This window comes from uncultured Ruegeria sp., assembly GCF_947489545.1.
Classification (GTDB): Bacteria; Pseudomonadota; Alphaproteobacteria; order Rhodobacterales; family Rhodobacteraceae; genus Ruegeria.
On the sequence record NZ_CANLDZ010000006.1, the window covers coordinates 188649 to 206525 of the forward strand.

17 protein-coding genes are annotated in these 17877 nt (G+C 56.5%); 6 read left to right on the forward strand and 11 right to left on the reverse strand.

All coding sequences use genetic code 11. From position 1 onward, the window contains the following. Positions 1-58: 58 nt before the first annotated feature. Positions 59-1591 carry an acyl-CoA carboxylase subunit beta gene (locus Q1B13_RS11085; protein WP_298933322.1) on the reverse strand — a complete coding sequence of 511 codons (1533 nt, stop codon included), beginning with the start codon at positions 1589-1591 and terminating at the stop codon, positions 59-61. 183 nt (positions 1592-1774) lie between these two features. On the opposite strand from Q1B13_RS11085, the gene Q1B13_RS11090 reads away from it, so the two are divergent. Both Q1B13_RS11090 and Q1B13_RS11095 read left to right on the forward strand, forming a co-directional pair. Continuing rightward, positions 1775-2980, forward strand: a complete 1206-nt coding sequence (locus tag Q1B13_RS11090; protein ID WP_299079663.1) for a multidrug effflux MFS transporter — start codon at positions 1775-1777, stop codon at positions 2978-2980. A 65-nt stretch (positions 2981-3045) separates the two neighbouring features. Then, on the forward strand, positions 3046-4446 hold the full coding sequence (locus tag Q1B13_RS11095) for a short-chain fatty acyl-CoA regulator family protein (protein WP_299079660.1): 1401 nt from the start codon (positions 3046-3048) through the stop codon (positions 4444-4446). Between the two features lie 72 nt (positions 4447-4518). Here Q1B13_RS11095 and Q1B13_RS11100 read toward each other — a convergent pair whose 3' ends face one another. The 7 genes from Q1B13_RS11100 to Q1B13_RS11130 form a co-directional block, all read right to left on the reverse strand. After that, a complete protein-coding gene (locus tag Q1B13_RS11100; protein ID WP_298933327.1) occupies positions 4519-4758 on the reverse strand; it encodes a DUF465 domain-containing protein in 240 nt (79 codons plus the stop codon). Positions 4759-4846: 88 nt separating this feature from the next. Next, positions 4847-5494 carry a thermonuclease family protein gene (locus Q1B13_RS11105; protein ID WP_299079657.1) on the reverse strand — a complete coding sequence of 216 codons (648 nt, stop codon included), beginning with the start codon at positions 5492-5494 and terminating at the stop codon, positions 4847-4849. A gap of 54 nt (positions 5495-5548) precedes the next feature. Next, positions 5549-7207 carry a choline dehydrogenase gene (betA, locus tag Q1B13_RS11110; RefSeq protein WP_299079654.1) on the reverse strand — a complete coding sequence of 553 codons (1659 nt, stop codon included), beginning with the start codon at positions 7205-7207 and terminating at the stop codon, positions 5549-5551. A gap of 73 nt (positions 7208-7280) precedes the next feature. Beyond that, the gene (gene betC / locus Q1B13_RS11115; protein ID WP_299079651.1) at positions 7281-8789 is read right to left on the reverse strand and encodes a choline-sulfatase; all 1509 of its coding nucleotides are present in this window, start codon (positions 8787-8789) and stop codon (positions 7281-7283) included. Further along, on the reverse strand, positions 8786-9358 hold the full coding sequence (gene betI, locus Q1B13_RS11120) for a transcriptional regulator BetI (RefSeq protein WP_299079648.1): 573 nt from the start codon (positions 9356-9358) through the stop codon (positions 8786-8788). The genes betC and betI overlap by 4 nt, the downstream gene beginning before the upstream one ends. Before the next feature lie 87 nt (positions 9359-9445). Next, entirely contained in the window at positions 9446-10354 is a 909-nt protein-coding gene (locus Q1B13_RS11125; RefSeq protein ID WP_299079645.1) for a DMT family transporter, read from the reverse strand. Between the two features lie 40 nt (positions 10355-10394). Continuing rightward, a complete protein-coding gene (locus tag Q1B13_RS11130) occupies positions 10395-10994 on the reverse strand; it encodes a LysE/ArgO family amino acid transporter (protein ID WP_299079643.1) in 600 nt (199 codons plus the stop codon). 86 nt (positions 10995-11080) lie between these two features. Here Q1B13_RS11130 and Q1B13_RS11135 point away from each other — a divergent pair, with 86 nt between their 5' ends. Further along, complete coding sequence (locus Q1B13_RS11135) at positions 11081-11986, forward strand: LysR family transcriptional regulator ArgP (RefSeq protein WP_298933340.1); 906 nt, start codon at positions 11081-11083, stop codon at positions 11984-11986. On the opposite strand, the gene Q1B13_RS11140 is transcribed toward Q1B13_RS11135, so the two are convergent. From Q1B13_RS11140 to Q1B13_RS11150, 3 genes are all read right to left on the reverse strand, one after another. Next, complete coding sequence (locus Q1B13_RS11140; protein ID WP_298933342.1) at positions 11983-13257, reverse strand: permease; 1275 nt, start codon at positions 13255-13257, stop codon at positions 11983-11985. The two genes, Q1B13_RS11135 and Q1B13_RS11140, sit on opposite strands and share 4 nt — an antisense overlap. A gap of 175 nt (positions 13258-13432) precedes the next feature. Further along, on the reverse strand, positions 13433-14173 hold the full coding sequence (locus Q1B13_RS11145) for a YebC/PmpR family DNA-binding transcriptional regulator (protein WP_299079640.1): 741 nt from the start codon (positions 14171-14173) through the stop codon (positions 13433-13435). 36 nt (positions 14174-14209) lie between these two features. Then, complete coding sequence (locus Q1B13_RS11150; RefSeq protein ID WP_299079637.1) at positions 14210-14416, reverse strand: hypothetical protein; 207 nt, start codon at positions 14414-14416, stop codon at positions 14210-14212. On the opposite strand from Q1B13_RS11150, the gene Q1B13_RS11155 reads away from it, so the two are divergent. The 3 genes from Q1B13_RS11155 to Q1B13_RS11165 all read left to right on the forward strand — a co-directional run bounded on the left by Q1B13_RS11155 (position 14415) and on the right by Q1B13_RS11165 (position 17869). Then, complete coding sequence (locus Q1B13_RS11155; protein ID WP_298933348.1) at positions 14415-16187, forward strand: SLC13 family permease; 1773 nt, start codon at positions 14415-14417, stop codon at positions 16185-16187. The genes Q1B13_RS11150 and Q1B13_RS11155 overlap by 2 nt on opposite strands. Positions 16188-16203: 16 nt before the next feature. Then, on the forward strand, positions 16204-16938 hold the full coding sequence (locus Q1B13_RS11160; RefSeq protein ID WP_299079634.1) for a glutamine amidotransferase: 735 nt from the start codon (positions 16204-16206) through the stop codon (positions 16936-16938). A gap of 73 nt (positions 16939-17011) precedes the next feature. Next, a complete protein-coding gene (locus Q1B13_RS11165) occupies positions 17012-17869 on the forward strand; it encodes a bile acid:sodium symporter family protein (protein WP_299079632.1) in 858 nt (285 codons plus the stop codon). Positions 17870-17877 lie beyond the last annotated feature (8 nt).

Genomic DNA, 17877 nt, shown 5'->3' on the forward strand with positions numbered 1-17877 from the left:
GTCAAACTTGCGCTGTTTTCAGGCACTTTCTGAACATTCCGCTACACCTTTTCAAAGATCAGAGCGGAATATTGTCGTGCTTTTTCCATGGGTTCTTCAACTGTTTGCCACGCAGGCTGGCAAACGCCTTGGAGACGCGGCGGCGAGTCGAATGCGGCATGATCACCTCATCGATAAATCCCCGCTCAGCCGCAACAAATGGGTTGGCGAACCTGTCCTCGTAGTCTTGCGTATGCTGAGCAATCTTGTCCGCATCACTGAGGTCGGCGCGATGAATGATCTCGGTTGCGCCCTTGGCGCCCATCACCGCGATCTCGGCCGTGGGCCAAGCATAGTTGAAATCGCCGCGCAGATGTTTGGACGCCATAACGTCGTAAGCCCCACCATATGCTTTGCGAGTGATTACTGTCACCTTAGGCACCGTCGCTTCACCATAGGCAAAGAGCAGCTTGGCTCCGTGTTTGATAACACCGCCATACTCCTGACTGGTGCCGGGCAGAAATCCGGGAACATCGACCAAAGTCAGGATTGGGATTTCGAAGCAATCACAGAAACGCACGAACCGCGCGGCCTTGCGTGAGCTGTCAATGTCAAGACAGCCAGCCAGAACCATCGGCTGATTGGCGACAACGCCAACGGTTTGGCCTTCCAAACGGATGAAACCAGTGATGATATTCTTGGCGAAGTCTTCCTGAATCTCGTAGAAATCGCCCTCATCCGCCACTTTGGTGATCAGTTCCTTCATGTCGTAAGGCGTGTTGGCGTTATCAGGGATCAACGTGTCTAGCGAGCTTTCGATCCGATCCGGTTCGTCAAAAAACGGGCGAACGGGCGGTTTCTCGCGATTGTTGAGCGGCAGGAAGTCAACAAGGCGTCGCACTTCTGCCAGCGCCTCAACATCGTTTTCAAACGCGCCATCCGCGACCGAGGATTTCTTGGTGTGGGTCGATGCGCCTCCAAGCTCTTCGGCCGTGACCACTTCATTCGTGACGGTTTTCACCACCTCCGGGCCAGTCACAAACATGTAGGACGTGTCTTTGACCATGAAGATAAAGTCTGTCATCGCCGGGCTGTAGACTGCACCACCGGCACACGGGCCCATGATTACGCTGATCTGCGGCACTACGCCGGACGCCATGATATTGCGCTGGAACACTTCGGCGTAGCCCGCCAAAGACGCCACACCTTCCTGGATTCGCGCCCCGCCCGAGTCGTTAATACCGATCACTGGCGCGCCATTTTGCACCGCCATATCCATGATCTTGCAAATCTTTTGTGCGTGGGTTTCTGACAGTGATCCACCGAAAACTGTGAAATCCTGACTGAACACATAGACCATGCGACCGTTGATCGTGCCCCAACCTGTCACAACCCCATCGCCCGCAGGCTTTTGTTTTTCCATTCCGAAATCAGTACAGCGGTGGCTGACGAACATGTCGAACTCTTCAAAGCTGCCTTCGTCCAGCAGCAATTCGACACGCTCGCGCGCAGTCAATTTTCCGCGCGCATGCTGCGCATCGATCCGCCTTTGCCCGCCACCCAGCCGGGCTTCGTTGCGGCGGTCTTCAAGCTCGGAAAGGATGTCTTTCATGGCGATAATCCCCTGTAAAATCTGAGCGGACCGTATATGTTTCGATGTCTCAGCCAAAGTGGTTTTCCGCAAATTTGCAAAGTTTTGGCAACCAGAAACTGACAAAGTGTAAACTTGCTAAGTTTCAAATTGAAACGGGTGGACGTCTGGCAATCCCAAATTCCGTGACTATACATGTGAACAATGCAGTTCAGTTCGTCCACGGTTCGCCGCACACCGCCCTCAATTACAACGCTTGTCTTGCTCTCGGGGCTGTCCGCCCTGAGCATGAATCTGTTTCTGCCAAGCCTACCCAACATGGCTCTGCATTTCGAAACCGACTATAAGGTCATGCAGCTGTCCATTGCATTGTACCTGCTGGTTAATGCTGTTCTGCAAATTCTGATCGGCCCAATTGCCGACAAAGCTGGGCGCAGACCGGTATTACTTTGGGGGCTGAGTTTATTTCTGCTTGCAACCCTTGGCTGCATCTATGCGCCAAGCGCCGCAGTTTTTCTGGCGTTCCGAATGTGTCAGGCAGTGGTGGTGGTCGGGATGGTCCTGAGCCGTGCGGCTGTTCGCGACCTTTACGATCAAGACCAAGCCGCATCCATGATCGGCTATGTCACAATGGGAATGGCCGTGGTTCCGATGATCGGCCCTGCCATTGGAGGATTGCTTGAAGAAAGTTTTGGCTGGAGGGCCAACTTCTGGCTGCCCTTCGCGGTCGGCGCCCTGACTCTCGCCCTTACATTCACAGATTTCGGCGAAACCTCGACCAAAAGCGGCAAGACGTTGCTCCAGCAATTCCGGGAATATCCCGAACTGCTGACGTCGCCGCGGTTTTGGGGTTATTCGCTGTCATCGGCGTTTTCGTCAGGGGCATTTTTTGCCTATCTCGGCGGAGCCCCCTTCATTGGCACCGAACTGTTCGGGATGAGCGCCGCCGAAGTCGGCATTTATTTTGGCGCCCCGGCCGTTGGTTATTTTATCGGTAACTTCCTTAGCGGGCGATACTCTGTACGCTTTGGCGTGAATCGCATGGTTCTTTGGGGGTGCTGGCTCAACGCTTTGGGCGTGGCGCTTTCTGCTGTTCTTTTCCTAGCCGGAATGGGAACCGCGCTAAGCTTTTTCGGATTCATGACATTCGTGGGCGTCGGCAACGGAATGACCATTCCAAATGCCACCTCAGGTGCATTGTCGGTGCGCCCGCATTTGGCGGCAACAGCCTCAGGCCTGAGTGGCGCAATCATGCTGGGTGGCGGTGCGGGGCTGAGCGCACTCGCCGGTGCAGTTTTGACAAAAGAGACCGGAGCAATGCCCTTGTTGTGGCTTATGCTCGCGACGGCTGTTCTGGCCATCGCAGCCATAAGTGTTGTGGTCTGGCGCGAACGGCAGCTGGGGTTGTAACACTACTTGCCCTTAAGGGTTTGCAAAGTTAGCTTTCAACTTTAGAAAAGTTGCAAAGGCACCACATGGGCACCCAAAAACTCTATGCTGGCGCGAAACTGCGCGAAATGCGCACGCGCCTGACCCTGACGCAACGCGAGTTTGCGGCAAAACTTGGCGTCTCACTGCCTTACCTGAACCAGATGGAGAACAACAACCGGCCGATATCAACCACGGTTGTTTTGGCTTTGGCGCAGGAATTCGGAATGGACGTCACTGAACTCAGCACAGGTGACAGCGAGCGTCTGGTCTCAGATATGCGCGAAGCGCTGGCGGACCCGGTATTTGCGGATGTCCTTCCCCCCTTGGCAGATCTGCGTTTGACTGCCTCAAATGCTCCGGCACTTGCGCGGGCCTTCATCGAATTGCACCGAACATATCGCCAGACTCATGAACGGCTTGCGTCATTGGACGAGGCACTGGGTCGGGAAGATGCACGTATTCAGGCCAGCCCGTGGGAGGAGGTGCGCGATTTCTTCCACTATTGCGACAATTACATCGACGCAGTGGACCGCGCTGCTGAACTGTTCGCAAATCGCGCCGAAGGTCCGGGTGGCGTTCGTCAGGCAGCACTGACCAGCCTGTCCGAACGTGGGATACAGGTCATCTTTTCAGACATCGCGTCCTTGCGCAGTTACGATACAGAAAGCAGGATCCTGCGCCTGTCGTCTCGCGCCGCTCCACAAACCCAGGTGTTTCAACTGCTGCTTCAGGTCGCTTTGATCAGTCAAGACAAACTGCTCGAGGCAACATTGGACTTCGCCAAATTTCAAAGCGAAGAGGCACGGTCTATCGCCAAGATAGGTTTGGCCAATTACTTCGCAGGGGCGTCCCTGATGCCCTATGCCGCCTTCCTGGCGGCAGCTCAGGAAGACCGACACGATCTCGAATTGCTCAGCAACCGGTTCGGCGCGTCGATAGAACAAGTGGCCCACCGCCTGTCCACATTGCAAAGACCCGGCGCCAAGGGCATTCCGTTCTTTTTCGTGCGGGTTGATCAGGCAGGCACCATCACCAAACGCCACTCGGCGACGCGCTTACAATTTGCTCGTTTTGGTGGGGCTTGCCCACTATGGAACGTACATCGCGCGTTCGAGACACCCGGCCACTTCCTGCTGCAACTTGCAGAAACCCCGGACGGGGTGCGCTATATTTCTTTGGCAAGAGACGTGTCGAAATCGGGCGGGTCTTTCGGTGCGCCTGTGCGCCGATATGCCATCGCCCTGGGATGCGAGGTGCGGCACGCCCAAGCATTGGTCTATGCTGACAACCTCGACGTCAACAAGGCCAGCGCATTCGAACCCATTGGCATTTCCTGCCGTATCTGTGAGCGGCAAAACTGTCACCAGCGCTCGGTTCCACCGCTCGAACGTCGCCTGACCATCGACGCGCATACTCGCGGGACACTTCCCTATGAGGTCACCTGATCTTCATCCGGCCACAAGTATCCCGGGGGAGGCGCGGCTTGCCGCGCCTGGGGCAGAGCCCCGCCTCTTTGTTCAGACCTTAGACAAAATGGTCCAAATTTCGTCTTTGAGCGCGGCCCGCTTTTTGCGCAGCTCGATCTCCGCCAACTCCTCCATCGGCTCGACATGTGTTTCAGCCCTGTGCACGACGCGATTGACCTCGTGATACTCATCTGCCAGCCGGGCAAAATGTGCGTCCGACTGCTTGAGCTGGCTCATAAGTTCCGTCTTGTCGGGGAATTCTTCCGCCAGTTCATGCGGGGTGTGAGACATTCCTGTTCGCTCCTTGATCTGTCATTGCAATCCATAGCTAGAGTTGATGGCAGCATACCTCTTTGACGCGGATCAAGTTGTGTGACTTTTAGCGACTTGCCTTACGCCATCCTGCGGCTTTGGCCTCGGTCTCGGAACAAAACCATCGCTCTTTGCCACCTGCACTTACCCGTGTTTTCGAATAGTGTTCTTGTCCCTGCGCGTGATAGATACGTGCGCCAGAAAATGAGATGTTGCCCTTGATCCGGCAAGGTCCGGACGATTGCGTAACACCAGACGCCCGGTACACCCACGGCATCTGAACATGCACACCGTGCAATCCAGCCCGCTCGGACGCCGCATGAGCTTCTTCCGCTACATAATCGGTCGAGTACTTACGATAAGCAAAAGCCACCCCACGGCGCACCATGTCACGCCCGGCGTCCTGTCCAATGACCCGGCAACGCGCGATCACTCGGCCGTATCGATCCCGATCCAGTCGAGTGCACTGCGCAGATTTTCCATGAAACCGCCGACGCACTTCTTGGGTCGCCCAATTTCCACAGGCCCAGGCTGTGCCGTCGTTCTTTTCGCAGTTCTGACCCAGCTCCGGTGCATCTATGCCATGCAATCGTGCTCGAACACCGCCCACATCCCAGGTGTCGGCATCGATAACATTCACTGGCCCTTCGACCAGATCAGCCGCGATATCTAGAGACGGGGCGAACAAAACAAAAGCCAAACAAAACCTTAACATTCCCTCGATATGCGCCCAGACTCAGGCATATTCAACGGGGGTTGTTCACCAAGGTTAACGCTGTGCGGCCGCCCATCCTGGATGGATCCACGGGCGATCATTTGACTTAGGCAAAGGGCCCTTACCCAACAGGGAATCGGACATTTTCTCACCAACCATGATGGACGGTGCGTTCAGGTTACCATTGGTGATCTGAGGGAAAATCGAACTGTCCGCGACCCGCAGACCTTCCACGCCAACGACACGACCTTGCGGATCAACAACCGTGTTTTTGTCGTCCGCTCGCCCCATGCGACAGGTGCCGCAAGGATGATAAGCGCTTTCAGCATGTTCAGCGATAAACTCGTTTAGCTCTTTATCCGTCTGTACGTCAGCGCCTGGTTGAATTTCTTTTCCCGCATAGGGCTTGAAAGCTTCCTGCCCAAAGATCTCACGGGTCAGGCGAATACAGTTGCGGAAGTCTTCCCAATCTTCTTCTTGGCTCATGTAGTTGAACCGGATCACTGGTGCGTCCTCGGGCTGGGCCGAGCGCAGCGTGACCGCCCCCCGCGAAGGCGAACGCATCGGGCCGACATGGGCCTGGAACCCATGCCCTTCGGCCGCAACCTGGCCATCGTATCGAACCGCGATAGGTAGAAAATGGTACTGTATATCGGGATACTCTACGCCCGGCTTCGACCGGATGAATGCTGCGCTCTCGAACTGGTTCGACGCGCCAAGACCGGTCTTGGTGAACAGCCATTGGGCCCCGATCAGGCCTTTGCTGAACAGGTTCCAATGCTTATAGAGCGTGATCGGCTGTAGCGAGGCCTGCTGGATGTAAAGCTCCAAATGGTCCTGAAGGTTGGCGCCAACACCCGGGCGATCCGCAACAACGTTAATCCCGTGTTCGGCCAAGTGCGCACCTGGGCCGATCCCGGACAGCATCAACAGCTTGGGTGAGTTAATCGAAGATGACGCAAGCACCACTTCGCGGCGGGCACGGATGACTTCCGTTCTGCCCCCACGGACCAGCTCAACCCCGGTTGCGCGCCCGTCGTCCAGGATCACGCGCGTGGCCAGCCCGCGCACGATATCGCAATTCTCGCGCTTGAGCGCCGGTTTCAGATAGGCGTTTGCCGCAGACCAGCGCCGACCTTTCCAGACGGTCTGCTCCATCGGGCCAAAGCCCTCCTGCTTTTCACCGTTGTAGTCACCGGTGACTTCGTATCCCGCCTGTTGCCCAGCATCGACAAAAGCTTGAAACAAAGGATTTTGTCGGGGGCCGCGTGACACATGCAGTGGGCCATCAGTTCCGCGCCATGTTGGGTCGCCCCCATGGCCACCGTCGTGCCATGTCTCCATTCGTTTGAAATAGGGCAAGACGTCAGCATAAGACCATCCGTCAGCCCCCATGTCCGCCCATGTGTCGAAATCCCGCGCATGGCCGCGCACATAGACCATCCCGTTGATCGAGGATGACCCGCCAATCACCTTTCCCCGTGGGCACGCCAGCCGACGGTTGTTCAGGTGCGGTTCCGGTTCGGATTCGTAGCCCCAGTCATAGCGCGACATGTTCATCGGATAGCTCAGCGCTGCGGGCATCTGAATGAACGGCCCGACATCAGAGCCCCCATGTTCGATAACCAAAACCGACGCGCCCGCCTCGCTGAGGCGATAGGCCATCGCGCAACCCGCGGACCCGGCGCCCACGATGACGAAATCTGCTTCCATACTTACGACTCCTTGCTCCGCCGAAACATGTTGCAGCGCCTTCGGCGGGAGTATTTTTGAAAAGATGAAGAGGTTATTCTCCGCGCGGGAAGCGGGCGTTTTCCTCGACGATATTCAGATCCATGTGATTGCGCATGTAACGTTCTGATGCTTTCCGCAGTGGTTGGTAGTCCCACGGGTAATAGCCGCCCTGCCGCAGCGCCTCGTACACGACCCAGCGACGAGCCTGGCTGGCACGAACGTCTGCGTCGAACCGCTCCAGATCCCATCTGGTTTCGGATTTCGCGCGCAGGGTGGCCAATGTGCCCGAATGTTCCGGATTGTCAGCCAGATTTATCAATTCGTTTGGATCTGCGTCCAAATCGAACAGTTGATCAGGGTCCAAATCGCACCGGTTGTACTTCCACTTACCGTAACGCAAGGACACCAAGGGGGCATACGACGCCTCGGCCGCGTACTCCATGGCGACCGGAGCGGTGCGTTCGGTCCCCTTTGCCAAGGGCACAAGATCCTGGCCATCCGTCCAAGGCGAGATTTCTTCCATGTCGACACCGGCGAGTGAACCCAACGTCGGGGTGACATCGATAGTCGATACCGGAGTGTCGATCCGGCCCGTTGGCAGTTCCGGCGCCGAGATCATCAGCGGCACCCTTGCTGAGCCTTCATAGAAGGTCATTTTGAACCACAGGCCACGCTCGCCCAGCATGTCGCCGTGATCGGAAACGAATAGAATGGTTGCGTCTTGCCGGGTGGTTTCCAACACGTCCAGGATCTCACCGATCTTATCATCGAGATAGGAAATATTGGCGAAGTAAGCGCGCCGGGATTTACGGATATCCTCCTCGGTGATGTCAAAGCTCCGCCAATCATTGGCGTCGAAAATCCGCCGCGAATGTGCATCCTGATTATCATAGCCAAGATCCGCAATCTCGGGCAAAAGATGCTCACAGTCTTCGTATAGGTCCCAGTATTTCCGCCGCGCCACATAAGGGTCATGCGGATGCGTGAAGCTGACGGTGAGGCACCAGGGTCGGTCGTCCTTGCCTCGTGCCAGATCATAAAGCTTGGCCGTGGCGTTGTAGGCAACCTCGTCATCATATTCCATTTGGTTCGAGATTTCGGCGACGCCCGCACCGGTTACCGAGCCCATATTGTGATACCACCAATCGATCCGCTCGCCCGGTTTGCGATAGTCCGGGGTCCAACCGAAATCGGCCGGGTAGATATCGGTCGTCAGTCGATCTTCGAAACCATGCATCTGGTCCGGCCCAACAAAGTGCATCTTGCCCGACAGGCAGGTGTAGTAACCTGCACGGCGCAGATGATGGGCATAGGTTGGAATATCACTGCGGAACTCGGCCGCATTGTCATAAACTCCCGTGCGCGAGGGCATCTGACCTGACATGAAACTGGCCCGCCCCGGTGCACATAGCGGCGACGCGGTGTAAGCATTGGCAAACCGGGTCGATCGCTCCGCCAGCTTCTTCAAGTTCGGCGCATGCAGCCAGTCGGCGGGACCGTCGGGAAAGAGGGTTCCGTTCAACTGATCCACCATCAGGATCAGAATGTTTGGCTTTGTCATTTTTCAGCCTCGAGCAGAGTATTGAGGACACGCAGCGCGTGGTTTACCGCCAGTTGCGGCTCTTCCGGAGCGCTAAGGGCAGCGCGAATGTACAAACCATCAATAAGCGCGATCATGTTCTCGGCCGCTTCGACGGGATCTTCCAGAAGGGGGCGCAACGCGTAGATCAGATTGGATCGGATGCGCGCCTGATAAATCTGCCACAGCCGCAATGCGTCCTTATTGGTCTGTGCCAGCACATAGAAGGTCATCCAGGCTGCAATCGCATCAGGGGTAAAACAGGACGGCGCAAAACAGGCCCGGATTATGGCTTGGGCCCTCTGATCCGGCGCGGCCCCTTTAAGTTCGCTGCGGGCCTCGTTGGCAAAATCGGCGAGGATCTGTCGCATCGCCGCCAGAAATATCTGATCCTTGCCGCCGAAGTAGTGATGTGCCAGCGCGCTTGACATACCGGCGCGTTTGGCAATCTGGCTGACAGTTACATCGAGGGACTTTTTGACGCCCAGCTCAGCGATCGTCGCACGGACGATCGCATCACGGCGAATTGGCTCCATTCCGACTTTTGGCATCGCTACCCCCTGAACACGCGCTATGGGAGCGAACGCTATGCGGTTTTTATTGACTCGTCAATCAATAACGGACGGACCTATGCCACACTATAGCTTTGGCGCAATACTTGGGGGCGTCAAGTCTCGACGGTTGAGCACCGCCTCGCGCCAGGAAATAAAACTGACTGCAGCAAGGATCAGTGTTCCACCGGAAATCACCCAGACATCGACGCTTTCGTGAAACACTGCAGCGCCAAGCGCCGTTGCCCAGATAAGCTGAAGAAACGTAACGGGTTGCGTGACGGCCACCGGGGCCGCTTGTAAGGCAAGCGTCATGAAGTAGTGACCGGCTGTTGCAAAGCTCGCGACCAAGAACAGCACGCCCAGATCGCGCAGGCTGGGCGTGCTCCAAACGGCGATGGCAAAGGGAATCAGCGCGATAGTCACCCAGATCGACAGATGTGCCACAACGACTGAAGGTGGGATGTCACGCACCAGTAGCTTGGCCAACAGATATGATCCGCCCAAGGTCAGTGCAGTTCCTAGCATGGCAAGGTGGCCTGCGGAAACCTCTCGGAATCCCGGGCGCAGGATGATCAGAACCCCAACCAACGCGACCACAATCGCGGCAATGCGGCGAATGGCAAGTTTCTCGCCCAAAAACAGCGCCGCGCCGAGGGTGACATAGACGGGCGTCATGTAGTTCATCGCCGTAACCTCGGCCAATGGGATTTGGGTCATGGAGAAGAACCACAACATGACGGCCGCTGCATGGATAACACCGCGCAGCCCAAACAAGGTCAGATGTCGGGTCGTCAGGTGCGTTTTTAGGATCAAGCGCAGCGCGGGCAACACGAAAACCAACCCCAGAACATAGCGCAGAAAAGCCGCCTGAATGGGGTCCATCGTCGTGCCCAAGGATTTCACAAGCGCCGTCATGACAACAAATGAAATGCCGGCGGCGAACATCCAGAACATGCCCGCGATCGGACGAGATGAGGCGACAGCTGTTGTCATGGCCCTGGTTGAACACGGAAAGCTGGCCGGGGACAACCCTTCACATGATAACAAGTTTCAAAGCGATACCCAGCATGACAACACCGATCACGACATCCAGAACCTGCCAGGCGCGAGGGCGCGCGAAAACGGGCGACAAAACACCGGCCCCGTAGCCCAAAGAAAAGAAGAAAACAAAACTGGATGACATCGCACCGATGGCAAACCCAAGCCGGTCGTCATACTGCGCCGAAATCGACCCAATCAGAACAACTGTATCCAAATACACATGTGGATTCAGCCATGTGAACGCCAGGACTGTCAGCAACACCGTGCGTAGGCTGGTGCGATGGCCTTCACCGACCTCCAATGCCGACCCGCCCTGCCACGCAGACCAAAAACTGCGCAATCCGTACCATAGCAAAAACGTTGCCCCACCATAGCGCATCACGGTTTCGAACCATGGCACGGCCCGCGCCAAAGTGCCAAACCCAGCCACTCCGGCACCGATCAGAATTGCATCAGACACGGCACAGGTCAGACACAGAACAAACACATGCTCGCGTCTAAGCCCCTGTCGCAGGACAAATGCATTTTGTGCACCAATTGCAAGGATCAGGCTAAAGCCAAGGGCAAAACCAGCAATCAGAGATGGGGACATAAAACCTCCTGTGTTCAAGATATTTGACTAAAGCCCAGCCGACGATCTATCAAATTAAAGATGCTTACCTGAATTAAGTTGCACTAATGCTGCTCGATCCTCATCATCTTTCCGCGCTGTCCGCCATTTTGCGCTATGGCAGTTTTGACGCAGCAGCGTCTCAACTGGCTGTAACCCCGTCGGCGGTATCCCAGCGGATCAAAGCGCTGGAAGATCGCGTGGGCGCATCGTTGATCAATCGGGGATCCCCCTGCACCGGAACCCCGGCGGGGTTGCGCATTGCCCAATACGCAGAAGATATTGGCCTGCTTGAGGCGCAATTGTCGCGTGAGCTGGCCCTGGAACAGGGCGCGGGACCCGGTCAGGTACGGATTGCGGTGCCAGCTGATAGCCTTGCGACCTGGTTCGTTGATGCGATGGCCCAGACCCAGGACATGATGTTTGATCTGATTGTCGATGATCAGGACTACTCGGCAGATTGGTTGCGGCGAGGTGAAGTGAGCGCGGCAGTCACTGTCGGCGGTCAGCCTGTCTCCGGTTGTGATGCCGTGGCGCTTGGAGCCATGCGATACCTGCCCACGGCTAGTCCCGATTTTATCAGCACGTGGTTCAAAAACGGCGTCACTGCCAAAACGCTGGATCTGGCGCCGAGCCTGACATTCAACCGGAAAGACGGCCTTCAAAATGCGTGGATGGAGGCCCAGACAGGCAGCCGCCTCTCGCCTCCGACACATTTCATGCCTTCTTCACACGCTTTTGTCGAAGCCGCAATTGCCGGGCTGGGATGGGGGATGAACCCTCAAGAGCTGGTGCGCGCGCCGATCAAAGACGGGCAACTACGCTCGATCATCCCGGATGCACATTTGGACGTTACGTTGACCTGGCAGGTTGGCCGCATTCTTGCCCCTGCCCTCATGCCACTCACCAGTGCGGTTCAGAAGGCCGCCGCGAAGGTATTGCTATCTCCGGTCAAAGCCGAGCGGCACCGTTAGGAATGCGCCGGTTCCTTGGCTGGGGGAACAACAATGCGATAACACGCAACGCTGGCCACCAAACTGGCCAAGATGATAATGTCGATCGCCAGCGCAACTTCGTGTAAATGCGCTATCCCTGCCAATGTGGCCGAGATAACTACAGCAGTCACACGGGCGATGCTTTTAACTGCAGCTGCCCCCTGAACACGCTGAGCTTTGGGTGCGACATCCAGAAAATACAATTTGCGGGCACTGCTAACGCCTGTCGAGGCGACGGTGACAACAAACAAGGCAGCCGCATGCAAGTGTACATCATGGTCGATGTGCAAATAGTGGAAAGTCAGTAGTACCACACCCGTGATTGCCACCATGAGCGTTCCGGTCACCATGACCGCACGATGAGACTTCATGTTCACAAGTTGCCACAATGGTGCGGCAACAAGATATCCGGACGCCGAGGATACGATGAGCGCCGTCAGGCCCCGGGTTGACGCATGATGGGCTTCGGCAGCGATCAGAGCAAAGAAGGGCACCGACAGAGAAACAAAGACCAGAGGTATACGCATAACCATATACCGCCTGAACCATGCGTGATCGAACATGTCCAGGATGCCTTTGATGTTTGCAGCAAGGGAAAGTTTCGGTGACGGTTTTGAGGCCTGAACTTGCTGATCACGCTGCCCAATTTCAAACATCGCCAGAATGGATAATCCGGACAACAGAAAAAATCCGAATGAGACGGCGATCATGGTGGAGTGCCGGGAAAATGGCGGGTTTCCCTTGGTTATCTCGTGGACCAACAAGGCAAGCCCGATGGCCCCCAGACCGCCAACCCCCAGTTGAACGTAGCGCATGATCATCCGGGATTTCGACTGCACGTGATCGCCAAGCAGATCTGCATACATCAGGCCCTGAATCTCGTCAAACAGACCAATCAGAAAAAACACCGATACAAACGCCACCGCAATCAAAGGCACCACGCCGGTGGCCGCAACAGCGATTGCCAGAATCAGGCACACGCCAACCGCGAATTCGGTCAGCGCAATTCCACGCTTCTTTTGCTGTTTTGCAGCCAGCATCTGAGCCAGAAAGATGTCGGCAATCATACTCCCAACCATCCGCACAGACACCAAAGCCCCGGCGATGAACATTGGCAGTTCAAACGACACAGCAAGAAACGGCAGCACGACCGAAGGGCTGCCCAAGGTCCATGCGACCTGGGAGAGAATACTTTGACCGGTTAGAACCGGAACATTCCGCTTTGCAAGGTTCGAGGGGACTTCTACCATCGGTATGAACTCAAGATCCGGCACAACAGAGCCTATATCTGCGTGCCCCTCTCCTCCGTTAGGTGCTGCACGTCAGCCTAAAGGGTTCTGCGGCCCCGGCCAATCATCCAACAAAAACATTTGCAAAAAGCCAACCTTTCAAGCCGGGTTTCGTATCATACCAAAACTGACCCAGTCAGAGCTGCGCCATGACTTCATCCGTGGCCTCAAAGTTGGTGGTGACGCGCTGAACGTCGTCATCATCCTCCAAAGCATCAACCAGCTTCATCAGGCGCTGCATGTCTTCTAAGCCCAGTTCGGTCGTCGTCGTGGGTTTCCAGACCAGTTTGGTGGATTCCGTTTCGCCCAGCGCTGTCTCAAGCGCGCTCGATACATCGTTCAGGTCGGTGTCTGCACACCAGATGATGTGACCATCGTCCGAGCTTTCGACATCTTCGGCACCCGATTCTATTGCGGCCTCGAAAATCGTGTCGGCATCGCCCGCTGACAACGGATAGACAACCTCACCCTTGCGTTCGAACATGAACCCGACAGATCCGGTTTCGCCCAGATTGCCACCATTTTTCGAGAAGGTTGACCGGACCGTTGACGCGGTTCGGTTGCGATTGTCCGTCATCGTTTCGACAATCACCGCCACGCCGTTGGGGCCATACCCCTCGTACCGGATTTCTTCGTATTCGTCGCCTTCGCCTGCAACCGATTTCTTGATCGCGCGGTCGATCACGTCCTTGGGGACAGAATTCGACTTGGCTTCTTTTACCGCCAGACGCAGGCGCGGGTTCTTCTCAGGATCGGGATCCCCCATCTTGGCAGCGACGGTGATCTCTTTCGACAGTTTGGAAAACAGCTTGGACCGCGCGGCGTCCTGGCGCCCCTTGCGGTGCTGAATGTTGGCCCATTTGGAATGACCGGCCATGGCTTACTCCTGTCGCGTTCTGTAATCCCGGGTCTATTACGCAAGGATGGGTTCGGTTTCAATAGGATCAGCGGCCATTGCCAGCTTGCGCAACGTCCTCATTTGAGGGTTCACCGGTGTTTCGATCATCCACAGGGCCGGAATTGACATCGTTTTCAACGCGACATCGAACAGAGGTCTCGTCGCAGCTGCGGGAAAATTCCCCTTCGCTTTGGCCAGGTTGTGCGGATAAGGTCCGCTCATGACGACGGATCAGATCATCCTTTTCGCACTTTTCTTCACCGTCTTTGGCATGCTGCTTTGGGGCCGGTTTCGATATGACCTTGTTGCATTCGCGGCGTTGATGGTCGGCGTAGTTCTGGGCGTTGTGCCCGTCGATAATGCATTTGCAGGGTTCGGGCACCCTGCCACCATCATCGTTGCACTGGTCCTTGTGGTTTCAGCCGGGCTGGTCAGATCCGGTGCAGTGTTCCTGATCACCCGCACGCTGGTCGATGCCTCTCGCGGACTGGGAGCACACATAGCCCTTATGGGCGGGATCGGTGCTGTGCTGTCGGCATTCATGAACAACGTTGCTGCCTTGGCGCTGTTGATGCCCGTCGACATCCAAACCGCGCGTAAAGCGGGACGTTCGGTGGGCCTGACGCTAATGCCGTTAAGCTTTGCGACCATTCTGGGTGGCATGGCGACCCTGATCGGAACCCCACCCAATATCATCATCGCGTCGATCCGGGCAGAGACACTGGGTGAGCCGTTTCGCATGTTCGATTTCGCCCCGGTCGGTGGCTTAGCTGCGATTGCCGGGCTGGCTTTTGTCTCTCTGATCGGATGGCGGCTGATCCCAAACCGTGGTCCACAAACGGAAACCTCCGAGGTTCTGGCCGAATACATCGCGGAATTGACGCTGCCGCAGGAGTCCCCGCATATCGGCAAACGTGTCAGTGAACTTTATGAGGCGGCCGAAAAGTCTGACGTGGCCATCATCGGGTTGATCCGGGACGGCAAACGTCGCTATGGCCGGTCGGCCCACGCAACGCTGAAAGAAGGCGACGCGCTGGTTCTTGAGGCTCGCCCGGAAGCGCTGGATGAGTTTAGGGCGGCGCTGAATCTGGATTTTTCCGATACGCGCAGACAGGAATTGTTAACCGCCGATGGAGATGGGCTTGAGGTGATCGAGGTGGTAGTGCCCGAAAACGCCCGCATCACTGGGCGCACGGCGCAGGGGCTGGGCCTTGCCTGGCGCCAAAGCACGGTGCTTATGGGCATGTCACGACAGGGCCAGCGGATCACCGAACAAGTCCGCAAGACCGAGGTTGAAGCTGGCGACATCCTGTTATTGCTCTGCCCCCGCGACCGTAGTGCAGACGTTACCGAATGGCTTGGCTGTTTGCCACTGGCACAGCGCGGCTTGAACGTCACCGCCAACAATAAGGCCTGGCTGGCCATTGGGCTTTTCGCCGCTGCTGTGCTGGCGGCAAGCATCGGGCTGATCTACCTGCCCGTGGCGCTGGGGCTGGTTGTGATTGGCTACGTGCTGACCAAAATCATGCCGATCTCCGACCTGTATAATCACATCGAATGGCCGGTTGTGGTTTTGCTGGGATCGATGATCCCATTGGGCAGCGCGCTGGAGACATCCGGCGGGACCGAGCTTATTGCGAACGCACTGATCCAGTTGACCGATGGGCTGCCGGCTTGGGCCATTCTGACCGTGCTGATGGTTGTCACCATGACGTTGTCTGACGTTCTGAACAATACGGCCACGGCAATTGTGGCCGCACCAGTGGGGATCCAAATGGCAAGGGCTTTGGATGTGTCGCCTGACCCGTTCCTGATGACTGTCGCAGTGGCGGCCTCGGCAGCCTTCCTCACACCAATCGGGCATAAGAATAACACGCTTGTGCTGGGTCCGGGTGGGTATCGGTTCGGTGATTATTGGCGCATGGGGCTGCCCCTGGAAGTTTTGATCATCTGTGTGTCGGTCCCTGCCATCCTTGTGTTCTGGCCGCTCTGAAGGATAAAGGCAGCGGATGAAACGTTTTTTGATCTTGCAGCTGCGCCCGGAAACCGATGCCTCGGATGCCGAGTATGCCTCGATCCTGGACAAAACCGGTTTGGTGCCAGACCAGACCCATCGCATCCGGTTGGATTGCGAGGATTTGCTCGAAGGACTGGATGTCACCGACTATGCAGGCGTCATAGTTGGTGGCGGCCCCGGGTGCGTCAGCGATGACCCGGCGACAAAAACCCAATTGGATGCAAAGATCGAAAACACCATCATGGGCCTGATGCCCCAGATCACGCAGCGGGATCATCCTTTCATGGGCTGCTGTTATGGCCTGGGCATATTGGCGGCACATTTGGGTGGAGAGGTTAGCAAGGAACAATTCGGTGAACCTGTCGGCCCGTCGACCTGTCGCCTGACCGGCGACGGCGAGGATGATCCATTGACCGCGGGGCTGGCACCAGAATTCGACGCCTTTGTAGGTCATAAAGAGGCTGTTCAGGCTCTGCCCGATGGGTGCGTGCATCTGTTGGCTTCGGACACCTGCCCCATTCAAATGATCCGCTGGGGACAGAATGTCTATGCCACCCAATTCCACCCCGAGGCAGACGCTGAAGACTTTGAACAGCGCATCAACATCTATAAGCACCACGGCTATTTCCCACCCGGGGACGCCCAGCGACTGATCGACACCTGTAAGGCGGCGGATGTCACCCAGCCCGGCGAAATCCTGCGTCGGTTTGCCGAACGGTACACCTGACCCAACGGAGCGGTTGCCGGTTGGGTCCCTGCTCGACTAGGTTGATCTGACACGACTTTGGGAGGGGTTGTTCTTGGATCTACTTATTAGCGTCGGCCTGCCGATTTCTCTGGCCATCATCATGTTGTCCCTGGGCATTGGACTAGAGATTGCGGATTTTCGGCGGGTCATCAGCCGTCGTTACCCCTTCGCCATCGGTGCATTGTGTCAGGTCGTATTGCTACCCGTCGCTGCATTTGCGACCGTCAAACTGTTTGGCCTTCCGCCAGAAATCGCAGTGGGGTTCATGCTGCTGAGCTTTTGCCCCGGCGGGGTGACCAGCAATATCCTGTCTAAACTTGCCAAGGCGGATGTTGCTTTGTCGGTCAGCCTGACAGCGGTGATTAGTCTGCTTTCGATCCTGACTGTTCCAATCCTTGCCGCGTGGTCGATCAATCACTTCCTGGGGGAAGATGCGCCAGAGGTTTCGATCAGCGGGCTGGCAGTTGCGATGTTCCTGATCACCACCCTGCCTGTGGCAATTGGCGTGAGCGTTCGTCATTTCGCCGCCACCTTTGCCCAAAAGATCGATGCCCCACTTTCAAGACTGGCCACCGCGCTGTTCGTTCTGATTGTCCTGGCCGCGCTGGCTGGGAACTGGCAGCTGTTTGTTGATAATCTTGGCGTCATGGGCGCCGGATTGATCTCCCTGAACGTTGCCTTGTTGCTGATCGGATTGGGACTGGCGCGCGCGGCAAGTTTATCTTGGAATGAAAGCAAGACGATCTCAATCGAAACGGGCATTCAGAACTCTACTTTGGGCATTACGCTGGCCGCACTGATCACCGGAACGGAAAGCGGGTTCAGCCCCCTGGCCCTGCCCTCGGCCGTTTACGGGATAACAATGTACGCCGTGGCGATTCCGTTCCTGGCCTGGTTCCGCAATCGCTGAAAGGACAT

Excerpts from the sequence above, each read along its gene's own strand:
- betI (WP_299079648.1), bottom strand. The coding sequence starts at position 9,358 with ATGCCAAAAGTCGGAATGGAGCCAATTCGCCGTGATGCGATCGTCCGT.
- betC (WP_299079651.1), bottom strand. The coding sequence starts at position 8,789 with ATGACAAAGCCAAACATTCTGATCCTGATGGTGGATCAGTTGAACGGA.
- Q1B13_RS11155 (WP_298933348.1), top strand. The coding sequence starts at position 14,415 with ATGACGACGGATCAGATCATCCTTTTCGCACTTTTCTTCACCGTCTTT.
- Q1B13_RS11135 (WP_298933340.1), top strand. The coding sequence starts at position 11,081 with ATGCTGCTCGATCCTCATCATCTTTCCGCGCTGTCCGCCATTTTGCGC.
- Q1B13_RS11085 (WP_298933322.1), bottom strand. The coding sequence starts at position 1,591 with ATGAAAGACATCCTTTCCGAGCTTGAAGACCGCCGCAACGAAGCCCGG.
- Q1B13_RS11150 (WP_299079637.1), bottom strand. The coding sequence starts at position 14,416 with ATGAGCGGACCTTATCCGCACAACCTGGCCAAAGCGAAGGGGAATTTT.
- Q1B13_RS11140 (WP_298933342.1), bottom strand. The coding sequence starts at position 13,257 with ATGGTAGAAGTCCCCTCGAACCTTGCAAAGCGGAATGTTCCGGTTCTA.
- Q1B13_RS11095 (WP_299079660.1), top strand. The coding sequence starts at position 3,046 with ATGGGCACCCAAAAACTCTATGCTGGCGCGAAACTGCGCGAAATGCGC.
- Q1B13_RS11145 (WP_299079640.1), bottom strand. The coding sequence starts at position 14,173 with ATGGCCGGTCATTCCAAATGGGCCAACATTCAGCACCGCAAGGGGCGC.
- betA (WP_299079654.1), bottom strand. The coding sequence starts at position 7,207 with ATGGAAGCAGATTTCGTCATCGTGGGCGCCGGGTCCGCGGGTTGCGCG.
- Q1B13_RS11105 (WP_299079657.1), bottom strand. The coding sequence starts at position 5,494 with ATGTTAAGGTTTTGTTTGGCTTTTGTTTTGTTCGCCCCGTCTCTAGAT.
- Q1B13_RS11090 (WP_299079663.1), top strand. The coding sequence starts at position 1,775 with ATGCAGTTCAGTTCGTCCACGGTTCGCCGCACACCGCCCTCAATTACA.
- Q1B13_RS11125 (WP_299079645.1), bottom strand. The coding sequence starts at position 10,354 with ATGACAACAGCTGTCGCCTCATCTCGTCCGATCGCGGGCATGTTCTGG.
- Q1B13_RS11100 (WP_298933327.1), bottom strand. The coding sequence starts at position 4,758 with ATGTCTCACACCCCGCATGAACTGGCGGAAGAATTCCCCGACAAGACG.
- Q1B13_RS11160 (WP_299079634.1), top strand. The coding sequence starts at position 16,204 with ATGAAACGTTTTTTGATCTTGCAGCTGCGCCCGGAAACCGATGCCTCG.
- Q1B13_RS11130 (WP_299079643.1), bottom strand. The coding sequence starts at position 10,994 with ATGTCCCCATCTCTGATTGCTGGTTTTGCCCTTGGCTTTAGCCTGATC.